The following is a 14,731-nucleotide window of genomic DNA, read 5'->3' on the forward strand; positions in this document are numbered from 1 at the left end:
GGCTCGCCCGTCAGCCGGCCGTGGGGCCCGCCGTACCGGACAGCGCTTCCAGGTCGCTCTTGCGGACGCGGATCACGAACCAGGCCGTCACAAGGGCGAGCGCGGCCATGGCGGCGGCCGGGACGAACGCGGTGGAGATGCCTTGGGCGAGTACGTCATGCCCCCAGGGGGCGGGCAGTTGGTGCGTCTTGGTGAACTCGGCCTTCTGCTCCGCGGATCCGTCGGCGAGGAACTTCGGCAGTTGCTTCTCCGCCTCGTCCTTGCTGGCCGTGCCGAAGACGGTCGTCAGGATGGACAGTCCGAGCGAACCGCCCACCTGCTGCGTGGCGTTGAGCAGGCCGGATGCCGCGCCCGCTTCGTGCTGGGCGACACCCGCGACCGCGGTGACCGTCACCGTCACGAAGTTCAGACCCATGCCGAAGCCGAAGATCACCATCGGTCCGAGCACTCCGCCGGCGTAGGTGCTGTCCGGGCTGATGAAGGCCTGCCAGGTGAGGCCGACGACCACCAGCGAGGTCCCGGTGACCATGAACGGCTTGGGGCCCAGGACCGGCAGGAACCGCTGCGACAGACCCGCGCCCGTCGCGATGGCGACCGTGACGGGGAGGAAGGCGAGACCGGCCTTGATCGGGCTGTAGCCCAGTACGTTCTGTACGAACAGGACGATGTAGAAGAACATGCCGAACATGGCCGCAGCGAGGCTCAGCATGATCACGTACGTACCGGAGCGGTTGCGGTCGGCGAACATCTTCAGCGGGGTGATCGGTTCCTTGGCCCGCATTTCCGTGAACACGAAGGCGACGAGCAGGACCAGCGCGGCGCCGAAGGCGCCGAGGGTGAGGCTGTCCCGCCAGCCTTCCTCCGCGGCCCGGATGAAGGCGTAGACCAGGGAGGCCATGCCGGTCGTCGAGGTCAGCGCGCCGGCGATGTCGAAGCGCCCGGGGTGCCGTTCCGACTCGCTTATGTACAGCGGCGCGAGGGTCGCGATGAGCACTCCGATGGGCACATTGACGAACAGCACCCAGCGCCAGTCGAGCCACTCGGTGAGCATGCCGCCAGCGAGCAGGCCGATGGCGCCGCCGCCCGCGGAGACGGCGGCGAAGACACCGAAGGCCCGGTTCCGCTCCGGACCCTCGGGGAACGTGGTGGTGATGAGCGCCAGCGAGGTGGGCGACGCGATGGCGCCTCCCACCCCCTGCAGGGCGCGCGCGGCCAGCAACTGCCAGGGCTCCTGGGCCAGTCCGCCCAGCAGCGAGGCGAAGGTGAAGAGCAGGATGCCGGCCATGAACACCCGGCGTCGGCCGAGGATGTCGCCGGCTCGGGCGCCGAGCAGCAGCAGACCGCCGAAGGTGAGCGTGTAGGCGCTGACCACCCAGGTGAGGTCGGTAGTGCTGAACTTGAGCGCCTCTTGAATGTGCGGCAGCGCGATGTTCACAATCGTCGCGTCGAGTACCACCATGAGTTGGCAGGCCGCGATGACGGTGAGCGCGATGCCGGGATGGCCCTCCCTGCGGGCTGCACCCGGTTTCTGGTCTTGGATCAACTGAGAGGTTGTCACGATGGGTCCCCCACAAGAGCGTTAGTGAACGCTGGCGTTCACTGGCCCGTCAACCGTAGTGAGTCCCTCATAGTGAACGCAAGCGTTCACTTGCGGCGTCGCCTTTCGGCGTGTCCCCCGTCGCGGCCGTGCACTGCCCCGCTCCACCCCGTAATCCCCGCTCCCTCTGCTCGCTGGAGACACTCAGATGGTTACTTCGCGCTGGACGGCCGCCCCTGCTCAGGCGACCTCCCCCCGTCGGCGCGGCGCCGTGCTCGAACGTGCGATCCTCGATGCCGCACTGGAGCAGTTGGGCACCGTCGGCTGGAACGCGCTCACGATGGAAGGCGTCGCGGCCGGCGCCCAGACCGGCAAGGCCGCCGTCTATCGCCGCTGGCCGTCCAAGGAGGACCTGGTCGCGGACGCCTTGCGGGCCGGGCTGCCCCGGCTGGATGCCGCGCCCGATCTGGGGAGCGTGCGTGAGGACCTGGTGGCGCTGTGCCGCGAGGCGCGTGACGCGATGTTCTCCCGGCCCGGTTCCGCACTGCGCTCGGTGATTCACGAATGCGATCCGGTCCAGGCGGAGCGCTTCCACACCGTCATCTTCGAGGGAGTGGTGGAGCCGACGGTCAAGCTCCTTCATGAGGTCATCAGCCGGGGGATCGATAGGGGCGAGGTGCGGCCCGACGCGGCGAACGGCTTCGTCTTCGACGCCATTCCAGCCATGATGATGTATCGATCGAAGATGTGCGCATGCGAATGGAATGATCGCGATCTCGAGGAGATGATCGACGGATTCATGCTGCCGCTGCTCCGACCGGACGCCCCTTGAGCGACTTGGCGATGCCCGGGTCACCGGCCCGTGAGGGGTCGGCGCCTACCGGGGTGTCGCGACGGGATCCCGTCGGCGTAATCTAAGGGCGCCATGCCGTACGAACCACCTACTCACACTGTCGAGCGCTCCCTGCGCGCCACGACCGGAGCGAAGGTCATCGCCGGTGTCGACGAGGTGGGCCGCGGTGCGTGGGCCGGGCCTGTCACCGTCTGCGCGGCGGTCACCGGACTCCGTCGACCCCCCATGGGCCTCACCGACTCCAAGCTGCTCACCGTCAAGCGGCGCACCGAGCTTGCCGAGGAACTGCTGAAGTGGGTGACGTCGTACGCCCTCGGGCACGCCTCTCCGGAGGAGATCGACGACCTGGGGATGACCGCCGCGCTGCGGCTCGCCGCTGGGCGGGCGCTGGAGGCCCTCCCGATCCGCCCGGACGCCGTGATCCTCGACGGGAAGCACGACTATCTCGGAGCGCCGTGGCAGGTCCGCACGGTGATCAAGGGCGACCGTTCGTGCGTGGCGGTCGCGGCGGCCTCGGTGATCGCCAAGGTCCGGCGCGACAAAATGATGGCCGAACTGGGTATCGACCATGCAGACTTCGGTTTTGCGGACAATGCCGGGTATCCGTCGCCCGTGCACAAGGCCGCACTGGAGGAGCGGGGCCCCACCCCGTACCACCGCTTGTCGTGGGCGTATCTTGATGCGCTGCCCCAGTGGCGGCACCTCAAGAAGGCCCGCAGTTGGGCGAACGGAAGCACTGCGGAGATCGAAGGCCAGCTCGGCTTCGACTTCTGACGATTCCGGCCGCACCGATGTGCCACCCGCTGGCGCGTGCCGCACCAACGTTTGATAAATAACAGCTCATGCCTCTCATTCCCGAGGAGCCTCAGATTCACGAGAGTGCCCAGGGTCCCCGCGCGACTCCGGCCAGCGGCCGCACCGCGCCGACCCCTCGACCTGTACCCGGACCCCGTCCCGCGGCTCCGTCGCGTCCCGGTCGTCCCGGACCCCTCCGGCCCACGCCGCCGGTGCAACGCGCACCGCGTGACGTGGCCGCCCAGCCCGGGCCCTCGGCCCCGGCCGCTCCTGCCGCCGCCGCGCCCGCTTCGGCGACCGCTCAGGTCCAGTTGATCCCGGCCTCGGCCGAGGGCGCGCTGGACGCCGCCGAGGAGGCCGTGGACCTCCTCCTGGAATCGGGCCGTGCGCCGGGGGACGTGCTGGTGATCACCACCGGCGAACAGCACCCCTGGGCCGCCCACGAACTGTCCTTCGGCGAGGCGCCCTACTGGGCGCAGCACGACGTGGGAGACGACGTCTTCTACGCCGACGCCGCCGTGGCGGGCCGAGCGGGCGTGCGTCCCGTCGTCGTGGTCGCCGTCAACGGCGGTGCCGACACCGTGGCCGCCACCGCTCTGCCGCTGGCCCTCACTCGGGCCGCCGCGCTGCTGATCGTCTGCGGCGACCCGCAGCAGATCAACGCGGTGCTGGGCGCGGGCGTCTGAGCAGGTTCCGGTAGGCCGGGAGGCTCCGGGGCCGACGGAGGCGTCGCTGTTGCGACGCCTCTGCGGTGTGCTCCGGGGCGGCTCCACCGGGCTCCGTCCGACAGGGCCCGCCGCCCCCGATGGAAGCGCCCTCGGCGGTGGCTACAGGGAGCGTGTCACAGCCCCTGCCGGCAGCCACGACGTACACATTCGGCGAGGGCCGTTCGGTCCACCGCGTGACGATGTACATCGGGTCGACGCGCGTCGGGTCGAGCTCTGTGGGGCCGACGTGTGTCGGGCCCTGAGCGGCCGTGCTCGGCGGCTTCCCGCCTCGTCGGGGCGGGGTTCCGCGCTTCTGCGCGGCGCTCGGGCGTTCAGGGACGGCGTTCAGGGCCGGACGCCTTAGCGGGCGGCCGCGCGCCGCAGTACGTCCGAGGCGGCGCCACCGGTCCGGGGCAGCAGCGGCGGGGCCTCGGACAGGGCGAACGGCTCCGGAGTCGAATCCGCGTGCGGCCGACGGCCTCCGCGCCCCTCTCCCAGGACCTGCCAGCCGTCCCGGGTCAGGGTGATGTAGGCCCCACAGCGCAACCCGTGCAGCGTGCACGCGTCACGCAGGCCCCACATCCAGGCCCCGTCCTCCTCCGTCCAACGGGCGTCGCCCTCACGGCAGTAGAGCAGCACGGCGGTGCGCACCGGCGTGCGCAGCCGCAGGTCGTGCGGGATGACCCGACGCAGCTGGGCGAGCAGGGCGTTGCGGAACATCCAGCCGTCGCTCGAGGCCTGGCGCCGGGTGAACGAGGCGCTGGCCCGCACTCGCTCGTCGGGGTCGAGCACGGCCACGATCGCGGTGGCCGGCCGTGGCCGGTGCCGCGAGTGCAGCCCGCTGACCACTTCCCGAGGGTTGCGCAGCAGCGGTATGCCGGCCGCGGCCCATTCGGCAGGCTCGAGCAGTCGGCTGGCGGATGTGGCGGACGTGGACGTCGACAACGATGCCGCCGAGGACGGAGCGAATCCGAAGGTCACGATCCTCCCTTCGGCTACGGCCCACACAGCGGGCGGGTCGGATTCGGGGGAGCGCGCACCGCAACAAAGCCCTACCGGACTACGGACGAGCCGTGCGGGGAGCGGACCTCAATTCTTCCTGTCGAACTTGGATGCGGCAACGAGCAATTGGGGCCACCGACCGTTATATGGCGGTGAGTGTCTTATATCCCTACCCCATGATTCCTGGGACGACGCGTGCGTCCACAGTCAACGTCCCGCCCGTCACTCTGAGGCAAGGGTTCGACGACCGTTCGTGAGCCTGTCGTCGGGTTGATCGAATTGGCCGATTGTCCGTGCCGTCCTGTTGCATGGGGGCATGGACGATCTGGAACTCCGCGCCGAAGCCGATGCCATCCTCGCCGAGCTCGTCGGCGCCCCTGGGGGGTCGGCGCGGCTGCGGGAGGACCAGTGGCATGCGGTGGCGGCTCTGGTGCGGGAGCGTCGACGGGCACTGGTGGTGCAGCGCACCGGCTGGGGCAAGTCGGCGGTGTACTTCGTCGCCACCGCTCTGCTGCGTCGGCGTGGCTCCGGCCCCACGGTGATCATCTCGCCGTTGCTGGCGCTGATGCGCAACCAGGTCGAGTCGGCGGCCCGCGCCGGCATCCGGGCGCACACGATCAACTCGGCCAACCCGGAGGAGTGGGAGACCGTCTACGAGGAGGTCGAGCGCGGCGAGACCGATGTTCTCCTCGTCAGTCCGGAACGCCTCAACGCCGTGGATTTTCGCGATCAGGTGCTGCCCAGGCTCGCGGCCACGACCGGACTGCTGGTGGTGGACGAGGCGCACTGCATTTCCGACTGGGGCCACGATTTCCGCCCCGACTACCGTCGGCTGCGGGCGATGCTCACCGAGCTCCCCGCCGGTGTGCCGGTACTGGCCACCACCGCGACCGCCAACGCGCGGGTCACCGCCGATGTGGCCGAGCAGTTGGGCACCGGCGCCGGTGAGGCTCTGGTGCTGCGCGGCCCGCTGGAGCGGGAGAGCCTGCGGCTGGGCGTGGTGCGGCTGCCGGACGCCGCGCACCGCCTGGCCTGGCTCGCCGAGCACCTGGACGAGCTGCCGGGCTCCGGGATCATCTACACGCTGACGGTGGCCGCGGCCGAGGAGGCCACCGCCTTTCTGCGGCAGCGCGGCTTTCGGGTGGCCTCGTACACCGGGAAGACGGAGAACGCCGACCGGCTGCAGGCCGAGGAGGACCTGCGGGAGAACCGGGTCAAGGCGCTGGTCGCGACCTCGGCGCTGGGCATGGGCTACGACAAGCCGGACCTGGGCTTCGTCGTCCATCTCGGCTCGCCCTCCTCGCCGATCGCCTACTACCAGCAGGTGGGCCGTGCGGGCCGCGGGGTGGCCCACGCCGATGTGCTGCTGCTGCCGGGCAAGGAGGACGAGGCCATCTGGCGCTACTTCGCCGATACCGCCTTTCCGCCCGAGGCGCAGGTCCGCCAGACCCTCTCGGCTCTCGCCGGTGCGGGACGGCCGCTGTCCGTGCCGGCGCTGGAGGCGGCGGTGGATCTTCGGCGCAGCCGGCTGGAGTCGATGCTGAAGGTGCTGGACGTCGACGGCGCGGTGAAGCGGGTGAAGGGCGGCTGGACGGCTACGGGAGCGGAGTGGGTGTACGAGGCCGAGCGCTACACCTGGGTCGCCAAGCAGCGAGCGGCCGAGCAGCAGGCCATGCGCGAGTACGCGAGCACATCCCAGTGTCGGATGGAGTTCCTGCGCCAACAGCTGGACGACGAGGGCGCGGCTCCGTGCGGCCGTTGCGACAACTGCGCCGGGGCCTGGGTCGATTCCTCTGTCTCGGCGGAGACGCTGACCGGCGCGGCGAAGGAACTGGACCGCCCCGGCGTGGAGATCGAGCCGCGCCGCATGTGGCCGACGGGGATGCCCGCACTGGGCATCGACCTCAAGGGCCGTATTCCGGTCAAGGAGCAGTGTTCCACCGGGCGGGCCCTGGGGCGTCTCTCGGACATCGGCTGGGGCAACCGGCTGCGCCCGATGCTGGCGGAGAACGCGCCCGACGAGCCGGTCCCCGACGACGTCCTGCGGGCCGCGGTGGCGGTCCTCGCCGACTGGGCGCGCTCCCCGGGCGGATGGGCGTCCCATGCCCCGGACGCCTCCGCCCGACCGGTGGGAGTCGTCGCTGTGCCGTCCGTTTCCCGCCCACGGCTGGTCGGTTCGCTCGCCGAGGGAATCGCGGCCGTCGGCCACCTCCCCTTCCTGGGCACGCTGACGTACACCGGGCCGAGCGACGCCCACGTCACGCGCCGCAGCAACTCCGCCCAACGCCTCAGGGCGCTGTCCGGGGCTTTCACGGTCTCCGAGGAACTGGCCGGAGCTCTGGCCGGCTCGCCCGGCCCCGTTCTGCTCGTGGACGACTGCACCGAGTCCGGGTGGACCCTCGCAGTCGCCGCCCGCCTGCTCCGCCAGGCAGGTTGTGAGGAGGTCCTCCCGCTGGTCCTCGCCGCGGCAGGGTGAGCGTCCCTCGCGTGCGGGAGGGGGAGCGCGGGCGCGACCCCCGGTGCAGGGTCCGTCGACCGGGACGCCGGCACCGGGGGCCTGAGCCGGGCTACTCGGTCACATCGTGGCCGTTGGGCCTGCCGCCGACGCCGGCGCGCCGCCGTGACCGCTGCCTGTCCGCACCGTGGGAGCCGGGTTCCTCAGGGAGCTGAGATCGTGCGCGTACGTGCCCACGGCGTTGGCGATGACGTCGATGTTGATGCCGAACGCCGTCATGTTGACGTTCTTGATGGTGTCGCCGGCCGTTTGATAGTTCACGTCGAACGCGACGCCCGCCGTCCCTCCGAACTTCGCTGCCTCGGCAGGGGTCTTGATGGCCTCCGCGCCGCTGAACGTGCCACCCGAGGGGATGCCCGCGTCGACGAAGGCGCGGTAGTCGAAGCGGCTGACGAACGGCGTGCCCGCGTGCGGCAGCCCCCGACGGCCGAGGAACTCGGTGATGTCGTGCTCCAGGGGAGCCGAACCCTGTGGTACGTCCTGCGTGTTGGCGCCGTCCGAGCCGTCGCCGTCCAACACGAACAGGCCGTAGTTCGGTGAGGCGATCATTTCGAAGTGGAGGTAGAGCTTGAGCTGCTGCTTTTCGAGCGGCGTGAGGTGCGCGACGTAGTAGTCGGACCCGACCAGGCCGCTCTCCGTGGCCGACCACCAGGCGAAGCGCACCTTGTTGCGTGGGTGCTTCTCCTTCTCGGCCAGCTTCAGCGCGACGTCGAGCAGCCCGGCGGAGCCGGAGCCGTCGTCGTTGATGCCCGGACTCGCCGGCACCGTGTCCAGCTGAGCGCCGAGCATCACGGTGTCGGTGGCGTCGCCGCCGCGTGTCTCGGCGATGACGTTGTCGGTGGTGCGCCGCTCCTGGAACTGGCGGATCTCGAAGGAGATGGTCACAGGGCCCTCGGCGGCGTCCGCGGCGAGCCTCTCGCCGTCGGCCTTGCTGATCCCGCCGGTGGGGATCTTGGCGGCGGCCGGGTCACTGAGGGTGCCCGACAGCGGGCCGTACCCCGCGTCGATGTTGTTGTAGATGATGGCGCCGATCGCGCCCGCCGCGGCGGCCTGTTCCTGCTTGGCCGCGAACGAGCAGCCGCCCCGCCTGATCAGGGCGATCTTGCCGGTGTACGTGCCGGCGGCGTAGTCGCCGGCCTCGCAGCCGGTGGTGCCGTCGGCGTCGACCGGGACAGCGGCCAGGTCGGCCGTGATGCCGCCCACCGGCGTCGACTTGGTGTACGTCAGCGCCTTGATCTGAACGTCGCCGGGTGTGGGCGAGAGGACCGAGATCTTCTCGGCCTGCGTCTGCGTGTAGACGAACTCGAACTTCTGGTACGAGACGCGGTAGCCGGCCTTCCGTAGCAGCTTGTAGACGTAGGCGGCCGACGCGTCGTGTCCCGGTGAGCCGGCGACGCGATCGCCGCCGGCCGAGTCGGCTAACTGCTGGAACTTCTGAAGGTGCTTGTAGGCGTCCTTGGCGGACGCTTCACGAACGAGTGTCTTCGAGAGCTTGGCGGCCGCCTTGCCCGGGTCGTCCTTGCGGGCGTCGGCGGGTGAGGTGGAGGCGAGCAGCAGCGGGATCGAGAGTGCGGTTGCGGCCAGGGTGGCCGCGGCTCTTCGACGGGATGCGTTCACAGAAGCTCCTTCCCCGTGGGCACAAAGTCGAGAGGAAGCTAGCGATCATCAGTGCGTCATGTGAACAGATGTGTCATAACTACGTCTTTTGTCGCGCCATTGATCATCATTCCGCTGTAGGAGGCCAATGCGGCTGTCCAGGGCTCGTGCGGGCGATCCCGACCCGGTGGACGTCCCGCGAAGCCCGGGCGCGCCGCGGTGTTCGGCGGGATGTGCGCCCCTGCAATCACCCATTTGACGTGTCCCTGATCGGACTTATCCACAGGCCAAGCGGAGTCTTGGGATCCGCGAGATCGTCTCCGCATGACGAATCACAGCGAAACCACTGGATCCTCCGAAAACGGCGACATCACCGGACCCGAGGGAGATGACGGACACGCGGACGGAAACTCCGACGGACACACGGCATACGTGAGCCACACGAGGTACGAGGGGAACGCCGAGTACGGCGCAAGCCCCGCCGCCCACCAGGTGACCCTGCGAACCCCGGGCGAACTGGCCGACGCGTTGCCCTACCTGCTCGGGTACCGGCCGGAGGACAGCATCGTCCTGGTCGCCCTGCACGACCTGGGCGGACGGGGCCGGTTCGGTGGCCGGGCCCGCCTGGGCATTCCCGCGAACCCGGACGACTGGGGAGCGGTCGCGCGGCAGTTGGCGCAGGGTCTCGTGGCGGGCAGCGAACGCCGTGGCAACCGTCCCGCGCAGATGGTCGCCTACCTCTGCCAGGAACCGGCGAAGGGCGAGACGGGCCGACAGGTCATGGAACGGCTGCAGTCGCTGGCCCACCAACTCCGTCTCGAATGCGGCCGCCTCGACATCCCCGTGATCGAGGCACTCTGCATCTCCGACGGCCATTTCTGGTCGTACTGCTGCGGCGGCAAGGGCTGCTGCCCGGTCGAGGGCGTCCCGATGGGCCTGCCCGGGACCTCGGTACTGGCCGCAGCCGCGACCTATGCCGGGATCCAGGTCCGGGGGACCCTGCGCGAACTGCGAGCCCGACTGCTGCCCCTGGACACCGCTGCCGCAGTGGAGCAGGAAGTCGCCCTGGACACCGCCGGCATGGCCCTCATTCCGAGGATCCTGGACGAGTCGAGTCGCGCGGCGGTGGGCGAGGAGACGCTCGAACTCGCCGGACGGGTCATGCGACGCTTCGCCGAGTCGCCCATCGTGTCGGGGATGCTCATGGCGGACCACCGCGACGACGAACTGCTCGGATTCGACGAAGCGGCAGCTTTGATCCTCGGCCTTCAGGACCGGGTGACCCGCGACCGGGCCGCTGCGTGGATGGAGGGCGACGAGGCGGCTCCCGCCCTGCGTCTGTGGCGGGCACTGGCACGTCGCTGCGTCGGGCCCTACGGCGAACACGCGGCGGCGCCCCTCACTCTCGCGGGCTGGGTCGCCTGGTCCAGCGGTGACGAGCTCGAGGCGAGGGAGGCCCTTGCCATGGCCCTGGGCGCGGACCCGGCATATCTGTTCGCCCGCCTCCTCCACCAGGCCTGCAACGAAGGCCTCGACCCCGAGTCGGTACGACGCTGTCTGCGCGCCGAGCGCGAGGAACGCGGACGGGACACGGCAGCACAGAGTCCGGGCAAGGCGGCGACGGCCGAGGGGCCCGAGAGCTCCGAACGCTCCAAGGACGTCAAGGACCCCGACGGCCTTGACGGCACGGAGGATCGGCAAGCCGCCGAGGACACGCCCGGGGACACGGACACAGACGTGGACGTGGACGGCGACGGGGACGGGGACCTCGACATGGACGTCGATAGGGACCGTTCCGGCGAAGCCAGGGACCTGGACCGTCCCGATGAGGTCGAGGAGGCCCGGGGCTCGGGCCCTCACGGCCCGGCCGCATGCACATCGGGGCCCGCGTCGACGCCACCGCTCACGACCGCCCGCAGGCGCCGCCGTACCCGAGCCTCCGGTGTGGGCGTCGCCCATGAGCCGGCTGCGGCAGGCGCAGAGCAAGGGCTGGAACCGCTACGCCGAGCGCCGGGAAAGAACGGCCCTGGCTCGCATTCCCCGAGCATGCACACCGCTCACACCACGCACCCCACCCCGCCGAGCCGAGGAGGATCCCGCCCCCGCCCCGCCGGCAAGGCCTCCCCACGACGTCGTGGCGGCGGCGCGGAAGGTGCGCGGCCCGAAGGCGACGAAGCCACGGGGAAGGCGTGACACCCCCCGCGTCCCGGTGCACGACGCTCGTCTGCCGGTGAGCAACGGCGTGTCCGGGCGGCGTGTTCGCTACCCGCGGTTCCGGAGGCCATTCGGTGGGGCCTGAGCCGTGGGGGCGTGACCTGGGGGAGTGCCACCCCGTTCACCTGAGTGGCGGAACACCGGCACGGTCGTGCCGCCGCAGCGCACCCGCCCTGTCGGAGCCTTCCACCCGGCCTCGCACCTGCCCGAGGCGCCCAGAGAGCAGAGGAAGTCACCGCATGCATCAGCCGACTCCGCCCTCCGCCGCCGACGAACGCTTCACCCTCGACAACCCTGGGCTGGCCCATGGCGCCGGCGCCGGCCAATCTCCTTCCGGCAGGCCCGTTCCGCAAGAGGCCAGACCCTCCGAAGACGAGCGGCCACGTCGGCCGGTCGCCGGGCCCGGGGGCGTCTCCGGCCTGTCCGCGGACGGGCGGATCCGGGGCACGCCCACCGCCGAGCCCACCGGTGCGCCCCGCCGCACGCAGCCATCCCGCTTGTCGTCAGCACCCTCGTCCCGAGGGGTCGCTCCACCGCCCCGGTCGCCCGCCCCACCTCGTGCCACCGGCCTGCCGCCCGCCCACACGGCGATGATCTGCGTCGCCCTGCCGGGCCTCGCGATCTCGACGGAACAGGGGCAGCTGACCGGGCGTGGACTGGAGGGGTTCTACCGGGCGGGCCGGCGCATCCTCTCCCGTTGCCAGGTGCGGGTGGCGGGACGCGAACCGCTGGTGGTCCAGGCGAGGATGACGTCGGCCGACCGGGCCCGTTTCGTCGGCACCCTGCGCGTCACCCCGCACGGCGGCCCGGACCCGGACGTCGTCGTCGAGCGGACGCGCTGCGCGGACGGCACGGAGCGGATCACCCTGCACAGCGCGGCCGCACGGCCGCTGCGGCTTCCGGTCGAGTTGGCCCTCGGCGCCGACCTGGCCGACCTGGGGGCGATCGCGTCCGGCGCCGTGGGCCCCGAACTGCCGGCCAGCGTCCACGACTCCGGCCTGCGTTGGTCCTGTGCAACCGGAACCTCATGCGTCACAGCCGACCCACCGCCCGCCGACGCCATCGCCTCCGCCGGGCTGCTGCGCTGGGACTTCGAGGTCCCTCCCGGCGGCAGCGTCTGCGTGGAGCTGAGAGTTCGCCTGGACGGGGCGGGCCCGGTCCGGGCCGTGGGCCGGACGGCTACGAGCCCCTTGGCTGTGGCACGCGCGACGGGCGACGACCCACGCGTCCGGGCGCTCCTGGCGACGAGCCTCGATGATCTGCAGGCCCTGCTGGTGCGCGACCCCGCACACCCCGCCGACATCCACCTCGCCGCAGGGGCGCCGTGGCGCTGCGGTATGGCCCCGGCCGAGGCGCTGGCCGCGGCCCGTATGACGCTGCCCCTCGGCACCCGCCTCGCCGCGGGCACCCTGCGCACCCTGGCGCGCACCCAGGTCATGGGCCCAGGTCCGCGGTACGGCATGATCCCCGGCCCCCGGCGCGACGCGGGCGCCCATCTGCCGCCGGGGTGTACGGGGACGGAGGCCACGCTGCTCTTCCCGGTACTCCTCGCGGAGGCCCGCCGATGGGGCCTGCCGGACCAGGAGACGGAGGAACTGCTGCCGACGGCCGAGCGTTGCCTGACCTGGCTGCGCGCCACGGTCGGCGACGGGCCCTACCTGAGAGACCCCCAGCCCGGCGGGCCCGTCCGCTGCGAGACACAGGCCCATGCCCACCGAGCGGCACTGCTCGGCGCCGATCTGCTCGACGCCTGCGCCAGACCGGGCGCGGGCGGCCTGCGGGAGTGGGCACGGGCCGTGCGTGCCGTGTTCCGACGGGATTTCTGGATCGACGACCGGGGAGGTGGCCGACCCGCGGCCGCCCGCACCCCGGACGGGCGCCCGCTGCCCCACCTCGGCGCGACCGCCGTCCACCTCCTCGACACCGGACTGCTGGGCGGCGGCGCCCTCGCCCCCGGGCTGCTGGACAGGGTGCAGACCGAACAACTCGCCCGGCTGCTCGGCAGCCCCGTCATGGACTCGGGCTGGGGGCTGCGAGGTCTCGGCGTGAAGGAAGCCGGCTACAACCCCTTCGGCCACCGCAGCGGAGCCGTACGGGTCCACGAAACGGCGATCGCCGTCGCGGGCCTGGCCGCCGCGGGCTACGAGAAGGAGAGCGCCGGGCTGCTGCGAGGCGTACTGGCGGCGGCCGAGGCCTTCGGCCACCGCCTCCCGGAGATGTACGCGGGAGAGCAGCGCGGAGACGGCAGCGCTCCCCTTCCCCATCCGGCAGCCTGCCGTCCCGCCGCCACTGCTGCGGCGGCCGGGGTCCTGCTGCTGACCGCCCTGGCCGGCGTCCGGCCCGACGCCCCGGCCGGAACCGTCACACTGCGCCCTGTGCCCAGCGTGCCTCTGGGCGAGATCTCCCTGACCGGTCTACGGGTGGCGGGCGCCCCCTTCTCCGTACGGGTCAGTCGGCTCGGACTCGCCTTGGTGGAGGAAGCGGCCGACGGGTTGCAATTGGGGGTGTGACCTCGTGCGACGCGGCGCAGGACGGACGCCGGGGCGCATGCTGACGGCCGCGCGCGACCGTAGGGGATCAGCCATCCGGGCGGCCGACGAAGGGAGTGTTTATCGTCAGGAAGACGACTATGATCGCCGCATGCCCTACGACCCGTCAGCGTTTCCGCCCTTTGCCGTCACTGTGGACCTGGTCGTGCTGACCGTGCGCCGCCATGCCCTGTGCGCGCTGGCGGTGCGCAGGGGCGAGGCGCCGTTCCAGGGGCGGTGGGCGCTTCCGGGCGGCTTCGTGCGGGCCGACGAAGACCTCACCCAGGCGGCGGCTCGCGAACTGGCCGAGGAGACCGGACTGTGCGCCCACGACCCTTCGGTCCCGGCCCAGGACAACGGCGCCCACCTGGAGCAGCTCGCCACGTACGGCGATCCCAAGCGTGACCCCCGGATGCGCGTCGTGAGCGTCGCGCACCTGGCGCTGGCCCCGGACCTGCCGGCTCCGCGAGCGGGCGGCGACGCCAGTAACGCGCGCTGGGCGCCCGTCGAGGAACTCCTCCAGCACGGCGGTTACGGCCGGGACGGGGAACCGGTCGCGCCGCTCGCCTTCGACCACGCGCAGATCCTCGCGGACGGGGTGGAACGGGCCCGCTCCAAGATCGAGTACTCGTCTCTGGCGACCGCGTTCTGCCCCACCGAGTTCACGGTCGGCGAACTGCGCCGGGTCTACGAGGCGGTGTGGGGAGTGGCGCTCGACCCGCGCAACTTCCACCGAAAGGTGACGGGCACGCCCGGCTTCCTGGTACCCACCGGCGGCACCACCACCCGGCAAGGTGGCAGGCCTGCGCAGCTCTTCCGCGCGGGCGGTGCGACCTTGCTCAACCCGCCGATGCTGCGGCCCGAGGTGTGACACCGTCCTGCCGTGGCCGTTGAAGTGCGGACAGGAACCCGAACGAGTCGATCGCCTGCGCGGACGACCGTGCGGCACTCGGGTAAAACGGACATAACGCGCTATCTTGCTGC

General features: G+C 71.4%; 10 protein-coding genes. 7 read left to right on the plus strand and 3 right to left on the minus strand.

From position 1 onward, the window contains the following. Nucleotides 1-10: 10 nt before the first annotated feature. Entirely contained in the window at nt 11-1,558 is a 1,548-nt protein-coding gene (locus ACZ5SK_RS27410) for an MFS transporter (protein ID WP_457494419.1), read from the minus strand. A 187-nt stretch (nt 1,559-1,745) separates the two neighbouring features. Here ACZ5SK_RS27410 and ACZ5SK_RS27415 point away from each other — a divergent pair, with 187 nt between their 5' ends. The 3 genes from ACZ5SK_RS27415 (at nt 1,746) to ACZ5SK_RS27425 (ending at nt 3,871) form a co-directional block, all read left to right on the plus strand. Then, nucleotides 1,746-2,369, plus strand: coding sequence for a TetR/AcrR family transcriptional regulator (locus ACZ5SK_RS27415; RefSeq protein WP_334576647.1), 624 nt, complete (start codon nt 1,746-1,748; stop codon nt 2,367-2,369). Nucleotides 2,370-2,462: 93 nt separating this feature from the next. Then, the gene (locus tag ACZ5SK_RS27420; protein WP_079659062.1) at nt 2,463-3,164 is read left to right on the plus strand and encodes a ribonuclease HII; all 702 of its coding nucleotides are present in this window, start codon (nt 2,463-2,465) and stop codon (nt 3,162-3,164) included. Nucleotides 3,165-3,232: 68 nt separating this feature from the next. Beyond that, nucleotides 3,233-3,871, plus strand: coding sequence for a hypothetical protein (locus ACZ5SK_RS27425; RefSeq protein ID WP_334576646.1), 639 nt, complete (start codon nt 3,233-3,235; stop codon nt 3,869-3,871). Between the two features lie 381 nt (nt 3,872-4,252). Here the strand turns inward: ACZ5SK_RS27425 and ACZ5SK_RS27430 are convergent, their stop codons facing one another. After that, complete coding sequence (locus ACZ5SK_RS27430; RefSeq protein ID WP_079659060.1) at nt 4,253-4,873, minus strand: hypothetical protein; 621 nt, start codon at nt 4,871-4,873, stop codon at nt 4,253-4,255. A 337-nt stretch (nt 4,874-5,210) separates the two neighbouring features. Here ACZ5SK_RS27430 and ACZ5SK_RS27435 point away from each other — a divergent pair, with 337 nt between their 5' ends. Then, nucleotides 5,211-7,370: a RecQ family ATP-dependent DNA helicase gene (locus ACZ5SK_RS27435; RefSeq protein ID WP_334576645.1), complete on the plus strand. Its 2,160-nt coding sequence runs from the start codon at nt 5,211-5,213 to the stop codon at nt 7,368-7,370. A 99-nt stretch (nt 7,371-7,469) separates the two neighbouring features. Here ACZ5SK_RS27435 and ACZ5SK_RS27440 read toward each other — a convergent pair whose 3' ends face one another. Continuing rightward, nucleotides 7,470-9,026, minus strand: coding sequence for a M28 family peptidase (locus ACZ5SK_RS27440; protein ID WP_334576644.1), 1,557 nt, complete (start codon nt 9,024-9,026; stop codon nt 7,470-7,472). 303 nt (nt 9,027-9,329) lie between these two features. Here ACZ5SK_RS27440 and ACZ5SK_RS27445 point away from each other — a divergent pair, with 303 nt between their 5' ends. The 3 genes from ACZ5SK_RS27445 to ACZ5SK_RS27455 all read left to right on the plus strand — a co-directional run bounded on the left by ACZ5SK_RS27445 (nt 9,330) and on the right by ACZ5SK_RS27455 (nt 14,618). After that, complete coding sequence (locus ACZ5SK_RS27445) at nt 9,330-11,198, plus strand: DUF4192 domain-containing protein (RefSeq protein WP_468576665.1); 1,869 nt, start codon at nt 9,330-9,332, stop codon at nt 11,196-11,198. Between the two features lie 611 nt (nt 11,199-11,809). Beyond that, nucleotides 11,810-13,729, plus strand: coding sequence for a glycogen debranching N-terminal domain-containing protein (locus ACZ5SK_RS27450; protein WP_468157476.1), 1,920 nt, complete (start codon nt 11,810-11,812; stop codon nt 13,727-13,729). 130 nt (nt 13,730-13,859) lie between these two features. After that, on the plus strand, nt 13,860-14,618 hold the full coding sequence (locus ACZ5SK_RS27455) for an NUDIX hydrolase (protein WP_334576642.1): 759 nt from the start codon (nt 13,860-13,862) through the stop codon (nt 14,616-14,618). Nucleotides 14,619-14,731 lie beyond the last annotated feature (113 nt).

Source organism: Streptomyces sp. NPDC031474, from assembly GCF_055581185.1.